Raw genomic sequence first — 15480 nt, 5'->3', positions numbered from 1 at the left:
AACTTCGCCCGGACACGGTTCACTTCATGTGCGTCCACCCCACCCAACATGCTCCCGAACACGGCCGACGGGAAGACCTAACGGAGTCCTACTAGTACTCCAGCAGGATTTCGCTGTCTGACCTGGCCTTTCCGCCGGGTGGCGGGAGTGTAGCGGGACTTCGATCGTGCGGGGGCGGTCTCATGGAGACCGCCCCTCGATCGTGCGACAACGCCGCAGGTAGTGACAGCGACGCGCGACTGCTTGGCGCCGGCGGCGCCAGCTCGACCAGCTCAGCGCGTGGTGCCGTCCGCGGTGTCCGCTCAGGTGCGGGGGGTTCGTCGGCGCGGATCACAGCGAGGAAGGCGCGGGCGAGCATGGCCAGGGTGACCCAGCGGGACCACGACATGTAGCGGCGGAGTTGATGCTCGTCCAGTCCGGCCAGACCCTCTGCACGGTCTCGGTGTCAGCGAACTGCTTAAAGGTGGGCCAGGATCACGCGGAGGCGGGGTGGATCTAGCAGTAGCTCCGACATGCGTTCGATTCCATGATGGTCGCCGTGAACAGCACCGGGGAACAGCCCGCCAGATACCACCTGCTGCTCGCCTCCGACGGCCGCTTGGTCCAACACGGCTGGTGAGACGTGGATGAGGTGGCGCGCGGCAAGCTGACCCGCTGGGTCGGCAAGTACGGCACCCTGCCCGACGCTCGCATCGCCCTCACCGACGAAGAGACCGGCGATATCCTCATCACCTGGCCGGACGAGACGTAGAACCGAACTCAGCCGGATCGGCGGCCAGGCATCTGACCCCATTCATGCGCCGAACACAACGCTCAGCAGGTCGAGTCCACGCTGAACACGCTGACGCCAGACGACCGCTATGCAGACCAAGCCAGCGCAGACCGTCACGTACGGTTCAGCACCATCCGGCAGGCCCAGCTGGGATACGGCGATGGCCGACCCGCCGACCAGCACAGCCGTGACCGCGAAGCGCAGCCAGTCGAGGTCCGTGCCAGCCTCCACACCATCGAGTTGTTCATCATCCAGCAGCGCGCCTACCCGGCCCTCGCAGTACCGCTCAGCAATAGTCAGCAGGAGATCTACTAGCTCCCGGAGCGCGGCTTGCGGCTCGACGTCCAAGCGGGCCTCCGCCCTGCGTAGTGCAGCAGCGACCCGCCGCTCATGCGCCTTGAGCGCCTTGCGCCGATGCGAGTACCGAGGCACGGACTTGCGCTGCCTGTGCGCCGCCCCCAGCGCACGGGTGACGGCACCTGTGCGGCGAGAGACCCTGCGCAGTGCTACGGCTTTCCGCTCCCCACCTGCTGTGTAGGCGTCAGCGCAGGTGGAGATGGCTCCTGCGATCTCCACTACCAGTGCGTACCGCCGGGCAGCCGGCAGCCACCCCAGGCTGATCAACAACTGCGGGTTCCACTGGGTTTGTCCCGAGTGCAGGAAAGCGGCGCCACGGACGGCAGCCACGAACAGGATGCACAATGCGCATACGGCTATGAGCGCGCCAGCTGTGTACCAGAGCCAGTCAGGGGGAGAAGGCGCCGCTTGTGCCGCCGCGGCACCCAGTCCGTTTTCCCACATTGTCCGCCATGACCATGGGGTAGCCGGTTTCGAGGTGGTGCTGCCGACCACGGGCAGCAACTGCGTGATCAGACCGGCAGCGAAGATGGTGAACACCAGAGAAGCCGCGGCCATGCCGAACAGCCACAGTCGGAGATGGGTGCGCCGTCGGACGGCTACCCGAACTCGGCCGGAAACTCGCCGCGTCACACCCAGCCGGTGCAAATCCAAGTCGAGACGGGCTAAGCGTCTGTCGGTTGACATGACGTCGCATGATGCCACGTACTACGGCCGCCAGGCCCGTGATCAGGTAAACGTGCGGGATGTGCCGGGCCAGCCCAGGAAGACCCCGGTCACGAAGCCCTAGCGGACCGTTCCAGTCTGGTCAATTCGTCGGGCATGTCAGCCACGCCCAGACCCAAATACTCCAGCCGTAGACCGCGATCTTGCTTGTGGGGTTGCCTGAGAGGCAGGCGCTGCCACCACTGATCATCGGCGTGTGAAGACTAACGATCTTGTGGTGGCCGCAGGTCACAGCGTAGACCCTGTCCGCTGGCAGGAGGCGTTCGAGGCCCTGATGGGCCGGATAGCGGGCCGGTTCGCACGGGTTGAACCCCGGTGCCGGGTGGGGGACTTGGTGCTGGGGCTGCTGTCGGACCTGCCGCGCAAGAACTGCTGGTCGATCGCCGAGTGGGCCGGGGAGGCGAGTCCGGACAGCATGCAGCACCTGCTAGGCCGGGCCAGGTGGGATGCCGACCGCGTGCGTGATGACGTGCGGGAGTACGTGCTGGAGCATCTGCAGCACGAGGATGCGGTGCTGGTGGTCGACGAGACCGGGGACGTGAAGAAGGGCAAGCACACCGTCGGTGTGCAGCGTCAGTACACCGGCACCGCCGGCAGGATCGAAAACGCGCAGGTCGCCGTCTACCTGGTCTACGCGGGACTGCGTGGGCACGCGGCGGTGGACCGTGAGCTGTACATCCCGTGCTCGTGGACGTGCGATCCGGACCGCTGCCGGGCCGCGGGCCTCGATGAGCACACCGTCTTCGCAACCAAGCCGGAGCTGGCCACCCGCATGATCGGCCGGTTCCTCGACGCCGGCCACCGCGTGGGCTGGGTTGCGGGGGACGAGGTCTACGGCGGCAACCCGAAGCTGCGGTCCGCGCTGGAAGAGCGCGGGATCGGGTACGCGCTCGCGGTGGCCTGCTCAGCCGAAGTCACCACCGGTGCTGGAAAGTTCCGCGCGGATACCCTGGCCGCGAAGGTGCCCAGGCAGGCGTGGCAGAAGCTGTCGGCAGGGGCTGGTGCCAAGGGGCACCGCTTCAACGACTGGGCCGTCATCGACCTGGACGAGACCCGGCCCGGCAGTCACCGCCTGCTGATCCGCCGCCACCGCACCACCGGAGAACTCGCCTACTACCGCTGCTGGTCGCCGACCCCGGTGCCCCTGGCTACGCTCGTCCGCGTCGCTGGATCGAGATGGCGGGCGGAGGAGACCTTTCAGGCCGGAAAGCAGGCCGACGGCCTCCCGCACCCACCGGGTGATGGTGGTGCCGTGCACTGCGTTCCCGCTGGCGAGGTCACCGGGCCGCTGGTCACAGCGCAGCACCGCCAGCACGATGCTGGCGATCTTCCCCGCGGGCAGGGCCCGCCACCGCGAACCGATCTTCTTCAAGTGGCCGCGTATCACGGTGGCGAGGTAGTTCAGGGTGGCGCTCGACAGCGGCAGGCGGGCGGTGTAGACAAGGCCGTCAGGGCCCTCGACGGGGCTGGTGTTGTTCTTCACGAAACACGTCAACTGCCGTCGGAGGCACGCCGGTTACGCCCCGACTCTCCGTCCCGGTGTGGCTACCGGCGTGCGGTGAACCGTCCGTCGGGCCGTTTGTGCAGCCAGCCGCGATCGGCGAACGGTCATCTTCGCGCGCAGCGGTTCCAGCTTCCCGCGCACTGCCGTCTCAAGTCCCAGTTCCTCGCCCACCGTCCTGACCTGCACCGGCCGGTCCGCGGCCCGTACGATCGCCAGGATCTTGCGGTAATCGCCGGGCAGTGCGGCCTCGTCGAGGCCCTCGCCGCGGTGCGGGATCAGCAGGACCGCCCTTCCCGCCACCCGGGCGTGCGCCGGGGAGGAGGCCACGGCGCTTTCCGCTTCGGCCCGGTCCTGCTCGGCCAGCCGGTTCAGGACCCGCTCGGCGACCAGCAGTTCCTCCCGCTCGGCCTGGACTTCATGCTGCTGCTTGGCCAACTCCTCGGCGAGCGCGTCCAGTTCGCTCCGGCGAGCGGTGATCCGCTCCAGGTCTCCCATGCCCTGCACCCTCCCGCGATCTCACCGCGTACCGCTCCGGTCACGGATCGTAGGAGCGGTCCCGAGACGAGCGCAGCGGAACCCGAGAACCGCCTCAACCGACAGGGCAGACGATCTTCACCATGGACACCCGCCGCCGACCGGCACGAGCACGGCAACTCGCCCGCACACCAGCCCACCTCACCTGCACGTTTCACGATGCACGGATCTCACTGAGCGACAGGTGCGGAGCACGTAGGCTGGCGAGCGCGCGCACGGCCCAACCGGCCACTGCTCGCACCAAGGAGAACCGAGACTCAGCTGAAGACCCGAGGAGTTCCATGCCCGACCCGGATCTGACGGCCTTGGCCATGACCGGTGCGACGACCGTAGTGGCCGCGATGAGCACAAGCGCCTGGGAAGCCGTCCGTGCCCGAATCGCGGCACTCTTCCACCAAGGCGGAGACTCCCAGAGCACCGTCGAAGCCCAACTGGACCGCAGCGCCGCCCGTGTGACGAGCGCCGGTGAGTGCGCCGAAGCCCGTGACGGCGAGACCACGCGGTGGTGTAACGACCTCTTGGACCTCCTGCGCGAACGCCCGGAAGTCGCAGGAGACATCCAGGCCCTGATCGACGAAGTCCAGCCGCAACTCCCGTCGGCTCAGCAGCAGTGGATACAGCACGTCACCGCACGCGACGGCGGTATGGCTGTCGGAGCCCAGGGTCCCGGCAGCAGCATCCACGTCCACCACTACGCAGCCTCTGGCCAGGTGCAGCCCCCCACGCCAACCCCGGACCCCGGAGTGTCGGACACCCCATAGGGTGCAGTTGGACACGAGGAGCAGACGTCCATGTCTGAGCGTCAGAGTGTGTGTGTTGAGAACGGTTTCGCCTACGGATGCGTGGGCGCGGATATCCACGTCTTCGGAGACGGGCTGCCGGTGTACGTGCTGGAGAACTGGCGCCCGGCGCCGGACACGGATCGGGCATGGTTGACGGAGTTGCCCAGCAGGATGCTCAACGCCCGGTACCAGACCGTCGATTTCACCGGGCGCGCGCAAGAACTCGCCAGTCTGCATCGCTGGCGTGATAACGGCCCCCGGCTGTCGGTCAGATGGCTCCACGGAGCAGGAGGCCAGGGCAAGACCCGCCTGGCGGCCCAGTTCGCCCAGATAACGGCCACCGGCGGCTGGAAGGTTGTCGTCGCCACTCACGGACCCGGTAGCGTCCTGCCTCCGCCGGGAAGCCAGGATCTGCGGCTGCGCTACGCCCGGGGCCTGCTGCTAGTGATCGACTACGCCGACCAGTGGCCGCTGGCCCACCTGACCTGGCTGTTCAGCAACGCTCTCCTCCACCGGACCGGCACTGCCACCCGCATTCTCCTGATCGCCCGCAGCACCGATGCGTGGCCGGCGGTCCGCGCCGTCCTGGCCAACCACCAGGCCGGCACGTCCGCACTTGCCTTGTCGCCACTGCCCGGCGACGACGGCACCGCGCAATCGGCGCGATTAGAGATGTTTGCCGCCGCCCGCGACGCCTTCGCCGCCCTCTACGACGTTCCCGCCGCCGCTGTCGGCCCACCGGGGGCTCTGGAACACCGCGACTTCGGCCTGACTCTGGCTGTGCACATGGCCGCCCTGGTCGCCGTCGACGCCCGCGCGAACCACCGTCGCCCACCGACTGACGTGGAGAGCCTCACCATCTACCTGCTGGACCGCGAACACCTCCACTGGGCACGCCTGTACGGCGACGCCACCCACGCACTGAGCTCCGCCGGGCGGGCCTACGCGACCCCGCCGGAGGTGATGAACCAGGCCGTCTTCGCCGCCGTCCTCACCGGCCCGCAATCCCGTCCCACCGGAACCGCGGCCCTTGAGTCGGTCCGGCTCCAACTCCGCCCCGAGCGGGTCCTCACCGACCACGCCCTGTGCTACCCCCCGGCAGACCGCGCACAGGAAACCGTCCTGGAACCCCTGTATCCCGACCGGCTCGCCGAGGACTTCCTCGCTCTCACCCTCCCCGGACACCTTGCGCAGTACCCGGCGCAGCCGTGGGCCGACGCCACCGCCACAGCTTTGCTGGCCCCCGACGGCACACACCCCACGCCACCGTCGTGGACCGGACGCACAGTCGTCTTCCTGGCATCGGCCGCACAGCGCTGGCCCCACATAGGCCCGCGGTATCTGGACCCTCTCCTGCTCGGCAGTCCGCAGCTCGCCATCGACGCGGGAAGCGCCGCCCTGGCCGAGCTCGCCCGCGTCCCCGGCATCTCCCGCGCAGCGCTGGAGGCCGTCGAGGCTCTCTTCCCACCGGACCAGCACGTCGACCTCGACCCCGGCATCGCCCACGTGGCAGCACGTCTGGCCAACGAGCGCCTCGCCACCACCGAAGATCCGCACCTACGCGCTGAGATCCTCACCCGCCTCGCTGGACGCCTGAGAAACGCCGGACGACACGATGAAGCACTCACCGCAACACAGGGTGCCTTGCCGGTCCTACGCGATTTCCGCCGCCCCACCTCCGAGTACAAGAGCGATCTCGCCACCCTTCTGCTCAACCTCGGCACGCACCTGTCGGACGTGGGGCGGTGGGAGGAGGCACTGACTGCGGCGAAGAGGGCGGTGCGGGTCTACCGGCGGCTTGCGAAGGCCGACCCCGCCACCCATGAACCCGGTCTCGCCAAGGCGCTGCTCAACCTCGGCGGCTTCCTGTCGGCTGTGGGCCGGCGGGAAGAGGCACTGAGCACGGCCAAGGAGGCAGTGGCCGTTCTGCGGCGCTTGGCGAACGCCGACCGCACCGCCCATGAACCCCGTCTCGCCATGGCGCTGGACAACCTGAGCAAGTGCTCGTGGGACGTGGGCCGGCGGGAAGAGGCACTGAGCACGGCCAAGGAGGCAGTGGCCGTTCTGCGGCGCCTGGCGAAGGCCGACCCCGCCGCCCATGAACCTGGCCTCGCCAACGCGTTGAGCAACCTCGGGACGTACTTGCCGGGTATGGGCCGGTGGGCGGAGGCACTGAGTGCGGCTGAGGAGGTCGTGGCTCTTCGACGGCGGCTGGCGAAGGCCAACACGGTGGCCTTTGAACCCCGCCTCGCCGAATCGCTGAGCAATTTCAGTGCCTCGCTGTCGGAGGTGGGCCGGTGGGCGGAGGCACTGAGCGCGGCCGAGGAGGCCGTGGCCCTTCGACGGCGGCTGATGAAGACCAACCCGGCCGTCCATGAAGCCGCCCTGGCCATGGCGCTGGGCAACCTCGCCAAGTTCTTGTCCGAGACCGGGCGACCAGCGGAGGCAGTGACCGCGGGCGAGGAATCCGTCCAGGTCTTCCAGCGGCTGGTGGAGGCCAACCCCGCCGCTCACGAACCCAACCTCGCCCTGGCGCTGAGCAGCCTCGGCAAGTACCTGTCGGACGCAGGGCGCCCGCAGGAAGCGCTGGCGCCGGGTAAGGAGGCCGTACGCCTCTCGCGCCGACTGGCGAAGGCCCACCCGGTCGCCCACGGACCCGGTCTGGCCATGGCACTGACCAACCTCAGCATGTTCCTGTCCATGACCTTGAGGCCGCAGGAGGCACTGACCGCGGCCGAGGAAGCCGTCCAGGCCCACCGGCGGCTGGTGGAGGCCAACCCCGCCGCTCACGAACCCGGCCTTGCCCAGGCACTGAACAATCTCGGGGCTTGCCTGTTGGGTGTCGGGCGGCAACAGGAGGCGCTGAGCGCGGCCGAGGAGGCCGTGGCCGTCCGACGACGCCTAGCCAAGGTCAACCCGGGCGCCTACGAACCAGCACTCGCCAACTCGCTGCACAGACTTTGCATCTTCCAGTCGTCTGTAGGGCGCTGGGAGGAGGCACTCACCGTAGCGGAGGAAGCCGTGCCGGTCTTCCGAAGGCTGGCACAGGCCAACGCCACCCACGAATTTGGCCTCGCCCAGACGCTGAACAACCTCTGCATCTTCCTGTCTGCTGCGGGCCGGTGGCAGGAGGCACTGACCGCCGTTGAAGAAGCTGTACGGCTCTTCCGACGGCTTGCCGGGACTGAGCCAGCCGCCGTCGCCGCCTACTTGCAAGCGGCCGAGGCGACGCGGGCGGCCGTCCTGGAAAGGCGCGGGCTGTTCTGAAGGGAGGGTTGAGCGGGCAGCGCCGATCGGGACCGTTTGCGAGGTTGCTTTTCTCTACCCCGGCGGTCACTCGCCACGTATTGTCGGCGAGGTGTCGTGGTCGTCGGCCAGGTGCCGAGGCGCAATCAGTCGAACATGCCGAAGTATGGGTCGGGTTGGCCCGTGTAGGGGTCGACGCCGGACTCCCACCGTCGTCGTTCCTCGCGCCAGTGGACGAAGTGCGGAGAGGGCTCTCCCCAGAGGGAAGCGTCACTGAGTGGGCACTCGTCGAAGCCCTTGGTGAACAGACGGCGAAGGAACTCCGCCATTCCGCAGTCGTAGATTTTCCAGTGGGGCCAGCCGTGCCGTTCCCATACGACAACGGGCCACTTGTTGGGGTCGTGGTCAACGGTGAGCCAGCCGAGGATGTCGGCTCCGCAGCTGACGCCCCAAGCGACGACAGAATCAGGTCCGGCATCGACCTCGTCCGGTCCTCCTTCGGACTCCCACATGTGCCGCATGTTGGCTGTCTCGGTCGCCATGCCCCCGAGGCCAAGGCTGTCGGCCGGCTGCGTGCTCGCTTCGGGGAGCACGACGCTCAGCGCGCCGTCGATGCCGCCGGCTCCGTACGCGCTCATGAAGGCGATGTAGTCGGAGGGGAAGCCGACTCCCCAAGCCCGCCGGACCGCATCCCAGTCCACCTGCTCATCGGCCCCGTCATGTGGCGGCATTACCACCGTGAGTGCGGCGAGAACTGTTCCTTGAGACGGCATGTCCCCTCCAGTGGTGTGCATCGTCTGATGCAAGGTATCCGGCGCCACCGACATCGAGTTTCGAGGGTGTGGAATGTCAGTCGAGGACTTCGGTGACGGCGGACTGGGCGGCTTTCTCATCGACGAGGGACCTCCCGGCGGCGAATGTGGCGACGAGGGATTGCAGGCAGAGGTTGTTGACCGCGCGGGGGAAGCCGCGCGATGTGGTGTGGATGAGGGTGACGGCGTCGTCGGTGAACAGCTTGTTTGTAAGCACTTGTTTGGGCACCAGCGCACCAGCGTTTCGCGGCTCCATGATGTACGAAGTTGATCTGGATCCGCCGGTATGACAAGGCAGGTCCGGCCAGGGTCAGGAGGGCCTGTGCATCGCGTCGTCGGCGTGATCGAATAGGGGATGACTTCGTTCTGGACTGGTAAGCGGGTACGTCTGCGCGGTATCGAGCCCGAGGACTGGACGGCGTTCGTGGGCTTCGCCGTCGATGAGGAGCGGTCGGGAGACCTGCTGCATCCGCCTCGGTCTGCCGAGGGGTTCCGGGCCTGGGCGAAGGAACAGTCCGTCGCGAAGTCCGATGGTGATTGCTTCACGTTGGCCGTCGAATCCGTGGACACGGGGCAGATCGTCGGGGCTGTCGGCTCCCACTACGCAGATCCGCGGGCGGGGCGGTTCGAGTACGGCATCACGATGGGCGCTGGGCACCGACGTAAGGGCTACGCGGCAGAAGCCGTGGTGATGCTGCTGCGATTCATGTTCGCCGAGCGGCGGTACCACAAGTGCGAGGCGCGGATCTTCGCGCACAACGAGGCATCGCTGGCACTGCATCGCCGTCTTGGCTTCGACGAGGAGGGGCGCCTGCGCGATTACGTGTTCTTTGCCAGCCGACACCATGATCTCGTTGTAATGGGCATACTCGCCGACGAGTTCGCGGTGTTGCACTCGATGAGCGAACTTGAGTGAGTGCTGGGCCTCCGGAGCAGAGTGAGGCTGCGGCAGCCTACCGACGACGTGCCCTCTTTGGAGTGGATGCGCTGCTCCGTCCGCCCGGCGACGGCAGGGTTTGTGCGTTGATCACGGTCATGTCGGAGGCCGTGTTGCTTGATCACGGTCGTGCCGGGAGGCCGGGATGGGTTTGTCGCGGACGGAGCTGTTCGCTGCGATCCGGAGGGACAAGCGTCTTGATCCGGAAGTGTCGCAGCGGGTTCTGGCGGAGAAGTACGGAGTGCATCGCCGGACGGTGCGGCAGGCCCTTTTGTCTGCTGTTCCGCCGCCGCGGAAGAAACCGGCACCGCGCGGCCACACCCTCGCCACCATCCCGCCCGCCTGGGCCCGCCCGCTCGGCAATCCACCACCCACCAGCGCCCCGCGCCGCCGCCACGTCTGGGCCATCACCGCAGCCCTCGTCGAACTGTGGCGCAGCCGCCACGCCATCACCGGCGCACCCGGCCTGGGCCCGCGCCCCGCCGACCCGGACGACGCGGCCGGCTGGGACGACCTCGACGCCCGCATCCGCGCCCTGACCGCACGCCGCCGCCCCGTGCACCTCCCGCCGCCGGACGCCCCCGCCTCCGTCGTGATCGAAGCGGCTCTCAGCCACCTCGACGCGCCGCCGCCCGGCGGCCTGCTGCCCGACCACCCCGCCCTGCGCGACCCCCTCGGCATCGCCCCACAGTCCTACGCCGCGCTCGATGCCCGCCTCGCCCGGCGCGCCCTGGCCGCCGTACTCGCCGGCGAGCCCCTGCCCGAACCCTGGATGGAGGAGATCACCGCTCCCGGCGAGGACGACGAGGACGAACAGCGCGCCTACACTCGGCTGCTGACCGCGATCAGCGACTACCGGCGCCGCCACCACCGTGCAGGCCCCGACGTGCTCGGCCCGCGCCCGGCAGGTCTGGACGGGGAGGAATGGGACCACCTCACCGACGCGATCGACCTGTACATCCATGCCCGCGTCCAACGCCGTCTGGAACAGATCCGGGCCCGCACCACGGCCGAACGCGCCGCCCTACTGCCGCCCACCTCGCCACTGCACCCGTAACTCCCGGACGACATACCCAGGCCCGGACCGGGCTCCCCGGGCTGCTGAAAGCCAGTGCGTGGAGGTGGGCGGTGCGGCAGGTCAGCACCACCGGGGTCGGCTCCCCGATGGTGGGTGAGACGTCTCCCCCGGGGCGTCCTCCTGCGGGGCGCCGCTGCTGTCCGGGGCGGGATAGAGAGGCGTGGGACGAGCAGGCCGACGCGGTGCTGCAGGCGACTGCGGCGGCCTGGTCGGCCGACTCCGCGCGGCCGGCCTCGCCGCGAGGGATTCGAACCGCAGCCGCTCTTACGACTCGTCCCCGCTTGGTTCCACTGGTACCACGTGGAGGACGGCGTCTGGCCGGTCCCGGACAGGGCGCACCATCGGCTGGTCCATGAACGCCCGCCGCAACGCATGCGACTACGAACGCCTACCCCAGCACTCCGAAGTGCACCTGAACTGGGCACTCATCACCATGATGACTCGACGCCTCACCCGCAAAAGCCCCCGCACCAGCCACTGGACGAAGAAGACGCCCTGATCATGCGGCGTCAGCAATCGCGGACACGTCCAAGGTAAGGGCGGGGACTCGGCAGAGGGCGCGGCAAGCTGAGAAGACGATGTTCAAAAAAACATCTACCAAGCTCCGCCTCGACGTGAAGTGGGCCACCCGATTCGTCCGGGCACTGCTGGTCCTCAACCAGCACGAGATCATCAGGTGACCGGCGATCCTCACAATAGACAGGCTGAGTTCCTCCGTTGCGTTGCTCGGCGAGGCGCCGATAACGGGCGATCGGTCACCAGGAGCCGCCTGGGCCCGAACGCAGCGCTGGTGGTGAGGGACGGGGCTGGCCGGTCACGCCGGGCGCCGCTCGCTCAGTCGGGGAAGTGTCTCCATGTGCCCTCGGAGACGACTTCCAGCGCACCGTCGACCACCGTAATGGCGGTGTCATCGTCGATTGCGTACGCCGGATTCGGGAGACCGGTCGCCCACTTCTCCGCCGCGGCCATGGTGTTCTCCGGCAGGTCGACGTGATCCACGTGAGGGAAGATCGAGAAGTCGACGACGCCCAGCGTGCTGTCGTCGCCGGTGGGCGCCTTCCACTCGACGAAGTACTCCCCGATGCGGGGTGTCATCACCATGCTCCCGGCGCTGAGCCCCACCCAGGCCTTCTCGGGCAGCGACGGCAGGAGGTCCGCCAGCCCGGACTGCCGCATCCAGTGGGCCAGATACAGCGCGTTGCCGCCGTTCACCAGCAGGACGTCCGCCTCCTGGAGCCACGGGATCCAGCGCTCTTCACCGATGCTGGGCAGCGCGGTCAGCTCCAGCACCCCCAAGGACTTCCACCCCAGGTCGCACATGGGCAGGCGGGACTGTCCGCTGATGAAACGCCAGGCCGCAGCCGGGTTACCCATCGGGTGCCCGTACCCCGCAGTGGGGATGCATAGGGCATCGGACTCGGCGATCGGCTTGCCCAGCAGCTGCACAAGCGCGTCCTTTATGCTCGCGTTGGTAATACCCGCCGACGTGAGAAGAAGCTTCAAGATGACTCCGGTGCGAACGCGGATGGAACGGTCTGGCAGGTAGACCGGAGGCCAGCACAAAACTCACCGTTGTGGCGCGTGGCACGACTTCTGCACCGGCAAACCACCCCGCCCGGCGATCAACACAGCAGACTGCCGTCCACGACCATTACGAGCACACCGAAGACCAGTCACGCCAGACCCGGCACCAGCAATTCAAGATGCACACTCCTCAATGCCGTGCTGATGCCCGGATGGGACAGCCACCCCTGGCGCGAGGCCGCGGCCGGGAAGGTGCCGTCCGAGCCCGCCGGTACGGCGCTGTAGGGGGCGCGGTACTGCGGCACCAGATGGCGTTCCCTGGCCGTGTTCGCTCCCACCCAGGCCTTCGTCGGGGACGGACACGTGCTCGGACGGTGGCGCGGCGGGGCGGAGCATCGCACCCCCACCCCCGTACGGCGCGCGGCTGTGGCTCGGCACTTAAACGCCAACCCCCCGATGGAGGAGATCACCGCCCCCGGCGAGGACGACGAGGACGAACAGCGCGCCTTACCCGGCTGCTGACCGCCATCGACGACTACCGCCACCGCCACCACCGTGCCGGCCCCGACGTGCTCGGCCCGCGCCCGGTGGGCCCGCGCGGCGAGGAATGAGACCACCTCACCGACGCGATCGACCTGTACACCTATGCCCGCGTCCAACGGCCCGAACCCGGGAATCCGGCCGCGGAGCCCCTCGGGACGCTTCTGCGCCGTGCCTGCTCAACACGGTGACGGCATCGTCCAGGGCCTCGTCCAGGAGGTCCTCGGCGGCCAGGATCTTGTGGAGGGTGGTTGGTCCGCTGCCGCCGGGGGAGCCGCTCTTTCCCTTCCCCCACATGTAGGTGGCGACCGATGCCTCTCGGAGCGTCTCGCGTGCCGGCGTGTTGGCGACCATCGACGTCACCTGCGCCCGGGTGGCCCGGGCGTCCCCGGTGAAGGAGTGGGGAAGCCAGTGCCGAAGGCCAGGGGGTCATCCCAGTGCCCGCGACCGGATCACCCGCACCGGAACACCCAGGACAGTCGGGCATACGCACAGGACGGTCCACCATGCCCACCGCGCTCTCGCCCGTCATCGCCGCCTGCGCACGCTGGCTGCTGGCAGCTTTCCCCCCGGCCACCGGCCCGCTGAACCAGGCCCTGGCCGAAGCCCAGGCAGGCCATGCGGCCACCATCGCCGCCGCCCTGCGCTACCCCACCGCGCTGGATGCCGAACTGCTGGACCTGCTCGGCCCCGGCGGCTCCGGCCGGCTGGACTTCCTCGGCCTGATCGCGGACCTCCACCGAGAGACCCTCCGGCCTCCTCGGCGTCGCCCCGGCCGTCACCGCCCCCGAACCCGGGTGACCACCGAGCCCGTACGACCACAGGCAGCCGGCCACCGTCGGGCCGCCGCGGCCCGTCGTGCTCAGGGCGCCTTGAACAGATCCGGGAAACGCGGAGCGAGCCAGGGCTTGCGCCCCCGACCAGGATGCGGCCCTGAGCGAGGGGACCCCACTGGCCCCGGCGCCCGAGCGCTATCAGGAGAAACGTGACCGGCTCGATGAGGATGGTGCAGTCCGCAACCGCTCCACACTCGATGGCAGGCCCCGACAGGCCGGACCACAACTCAGCCGGCAACGGACGCAAGCGGTGCCTGCGGCAGCTTCATCGCCTCGGCCGGTGTGGGTCAGCGCCGAAAAGAGGTGTAGGTTCCCGTGACCCGTGTCATCTGCCGCACCTGTGACCTCGACGGTTCTTGGACTTCCCACGCCATGTCATGTGCTGGATTCCCAGCGCCGTGTCATTTTCCTGGCTTGCCCAGCCAGAAATGGCGACGCCGCCCAAGAAGAGGTTCACCGGACGGTCAGAAGCTCCAGCTGTAGAGGCCGCCGCCCGTGGTCACCGCAGACGCCGCAAGCCGGGACACGGCCTGCAGGACCGCCAGCAGATCATCGTCGGGTCATTTCGTCCCCGTCGGCGGACCTGAGCCTCGCGGTGCAGCGATCTGCCAGCTCCTCCAGCTCAACGGAGGTGGCGTCGGCCAATGCCCGGATCAACCGCGGCGGCAGAGCGAACACCTCAACACCGTCGTTCAAGGGGGCAGTGACCCACTCCGGCCACGGCCATGCAGGGAGCTGCTCGATCGGCGGGAGCTCGGCCGCAGGCTCGACCCCCACCAGGCCCGGAAGGTGGCCGGGGACGACCCGGCCACCCACCCCGCAGCGCGCCAGCGGCGCCCCTACTCCTCGTTGCTGGCGTTCGCGTGCGGCGTCCGGCGGCGGTCGAGGGCGTTGAGGACGAGCTTGGCCCGCTTGTTGGTGGCGGCCGGCCAGCCGACGTTCGCCCGGGAGACCACGTCCACGACGAAGGCGACGGAGACGATGCCGGACCATGTGGCGACGTAGGTGAAGTCGGCGACCCACCGCTCGTTCGGACAGGATGCGGTGAAGTCGCGTCCGAGCAGGTCAGAGGCCCGCTCATGGCCATTGTCGCGGATGGTGGTGCGGATCTTCTTCCCGCGTCGGGCACCCTCAAGACCAAGGTTGCGCATCAGCCGGGCGACCGTGCAGCGGGCCACGGGTACGCCCTCGCGGTGCAGCTGCCGCCAGACCTTCCGCACTCCGTAGACACCGAAGCTGTCGGCGTGGACGCGGCTGATCTGGGTCTTCAGCTCCACGTCGCGGACCGACCGCGGGCTGGGGGTGCGGTTCCTGGCGGCGTAGTAGGTGCTCGTCGCGATCTTCAGTCCGTGGCTGGTCAGGACTTTGCAGATCGGCTCGACTCCGAACACGCGCCGGTGGGCGTCGATGAACGCTACGAGCGCCTCGACGGCCGGTCGAGCTCGGCCGCGAAGAAAGCCGAGGCCGCCTTGAGGATCTCATTCGCCCGACGCAGCTCGGCGTTCTCAGCCCGCAGTCGTTTGATCTTCGCGGCCTCCTCCGAAGTCACCCCGGGACGCATGCCGGTGTCGACCTCGGCCTTGCGGACCCACGTCCGCACCGTCTCAGCCGAACCGATGCCCAGCTTCGCAGCGACCGCCTTCATCGCGGACCACGCAGCTGGGTAGTTGGGGCGGACCTCCGCGACCATGCGCAGCGCACGCTCACGCAGCTCGGCAGGGGTAGGGGGACGGACGGGCCATGACTCGATCCTCTCAGGGAATCGAGTGGTATGCCCCGGTTCTAATGGAGTCGGGTTGCTGGACAATTGACGATCCAGCAGCCTTCGGAGG

12 protein-coding genes and 4 pseudogenes are annotated in these 15480 nt (G+C 68.5%); 6 read left to right on the top strand and 10 right to left on the bottom strand.

Going from position 1 to position 15480, the window contains the following annotated elements; genetic code table 11:
- Window positions 1–180 precede the first annotated feature (180 nt).
- Window positions 181–430 (bottom strand): annotated as a pseudogene (locus ACFRAC_RS35780) (hypothetical protein); the annotation flags it as partial.
- 192 nt (window positions 431–622) lie between these two features.
- Between ACFRAC_RS35780 and ACFRAC_RS35775 the strand changes: the two are divergent.
- Window positions 623–751 carry a hypothetical protein gene (locus ACFRAC_RS35775; protein ID WP_382939207.1) on the top strand — a complete coding sequence of 43 codons (129 nt, stop codon included), beginning with the start codon at window positions 623–625 and terminating at the stop codon, window positions 749–751.
- Between the two features lie 42 nt (window positions 752–793).
- On the opposite strand, the gene ACFRAC_RS35770 is transcribed toward ACFRAC_RS35775, so the two are convergent.
- The gene (locus ACFRAC_RS35770; RefSeq protein WP_382939203.1) at window positions 794–1816 is read right to left on the bottom strand and encodes a hypothetical protein; all 1023 of its coding nucleotides are present in this window, start codon (window positions 1814–1816) and stop codon (window positions 794–796) included.
- Between the two features lie 313 nt (window positions 1817–2129).
- Here ACFRAC_RS35770 and ACFRAC_RS35765 point away from each other — a divergent pair.
- The 3 genes and pseudogenes from ACFRAC_RS35765 to ACFRAC_RS35755 form a co-directional block, all read left to right on the top strand.
- Window positions 2130–3065: pseudogene (locus ACFRAC_RS35765) on the top strand (IS701 family transposase); the annotation flags it as partial.
- A 1109-nt stretch (window positions 3066–4174) separates the two neighbouring features.
- Entirely contained in the window at window positions 4175–4654 is a 480-nt protein-coding gene (locus ACFRAC_RS35760; protein ID WP_382939200.1) for a hypothetical protein, read from the top strand.
- A 30-nt stretch (window positions 4655–4684) separates the two neighbouring features.
- Entirely contained in the window at window positions 4685–7942 is a 3258-nt protein-coding gene (locus ACFRAC_RS35755) for a tetratricopeptide repeat protein (RefSeq protein WP_382939197.1), read from the top strand.
- A gap of 125 nt (window positions 7943–8067) precedes the next feature.
- On the opposite strand, the gene ACFRAC_RS35750 is transcribed toward ACFRAC_RS35755, so the two are convergent.
- Both ACFRAC_RS35750 and ACFRAC_RS35745 read right to left on the bottom strand, forming a co-directional pair.
- A complete protein-coding gene (locus tag ACFRAC_RS35750; protein ID WP_382939194.1) occupies window positions 8068–8694 on the bottom strand; it encodes an SMI1/KNR4 family protein in 627 nt (208 codons plus the stop codon).
- Window positions 8695–8770: 76 nt separating this feature from the next.
- The gene (locus ACFRAC_RS35745; RefSeq protein WP_382939191.1) at window positions 8771–8989 is read right to left on the bottom strand and encodes a hypothetical protein; all 219 of its coding nucleotides are present in this window, start codon (window positions 8987–8989) and stop codon (window positions 8771–8773) included.
- A gap of 99 nt (window positions 8990–9088) precedes the next feature.
- On the opposite strand from ACFRAC_RS35745, the gene ACFRAC_RS35740 reads away from it, so the two are divergent.
- Together ACFRAC_RS35740 and ACFRAC_RS35735 are read left to right on the top strand one after the other, a co-directional pair.
- Window positions 9089–9649, top strand: coding sequence for a GNAT family N-acetyltransferase (locus ACFRAC_RS35740; RefSeq protein ID WP_382939189.1), 561 nt, complete (start codon window positions 9089–9091; stop codon window positions 9647–9649).
- A gap of 292 nt (window positions 9650–9941) precedes the next feature.
- Window positions 9942–10727: a hypothetical protein gene (locus ACFRAC_RS35735; protein ID WP_382939186.1), complete on the top strand. Its 786-nt coding sequence runs from the start codon at window positions 9942–9944 to the stop codon at window positions 10725–10727.
- 855 nt (window positions 10728–11582) lie between these two features.
- Here the strand turns inward: ACFRAC_RS35735 and ACFRAC_RS35730 are convergent.
- The 6 genes and pseudogenes from ACFRAC_RS35730 to ACFRAC_RS35705 all read right to left on the bottom strand — a co-directional run.
- Complete coding sequence (locus ACFRAC_RS35730) at window positions 11583–12251, bottom strand: Type 1 glutamine amidotransferase-like domain-containing protein (protein ID WP_382939182.1); 669 nt, start codon at window positions 12249–12251, stop codon at window positions 11583–11585.
- A 170-nt stretch (window positions 12252–12421) separates the two neighbouring features.
- Complete coding sequence (locus ACFRAC_RS35725; RefSeq protein ID WP_382939178.1) at window positions 12422–12610, bottom strand: hypothetical protein; 189 nt, start codon at window positions 12608–12610, stop codon at window positions 12422–12424.
- 280 nt (window positions 12611–12890) lie between these two features.
- Window positions 12891–13214: pseudogene (locus ACFRAC_RS35720) on the bottom strand (hypothetical protein); the annotation flags it as partial.
- 460 nt (window positions 13215–13674) lie between these two features.
- Window positions 13675–13826: pseudogene (locus tag ACFRAC_RS35715) on the bottom strand (sterol-binding protein); the annotation flags it as partial.
- Window positions 13827–14487: 661 nt separating this feature from the next.
- Entirely contained in the window at window positions 14488–15039 is a 552-nt protein-coding gene (locus tag ACFRAC_RS35710; RefSeq protein WP_382939174.1) for an IS3 family transposase, read from the bottom strand.
- A 23-nt stretch (window positions 15040–15062) separates the two neighbouring features.
- Window positions 15063–15480 (bottom strand): transposase (locus ACFRAC_RS35705; RefSeq protein WP_382939171.1); only part of this gene is annotated, 418 nt, incomplete at its 5' end.

It is taken from the genome of Streptomyces sp. NPDC056628, assembly GCF_042792555.1.
Classification (GTDB): domain Bacteria; phylum Actinomycetota; class Actinomycetes; order Streptomycetales; family Streptomycetaceae; genus Streptomyces.
Note: the sequence above shows the minus strand (reverse complement) of the source record. Positions and strands in the feature narration are given on the sequence as shown.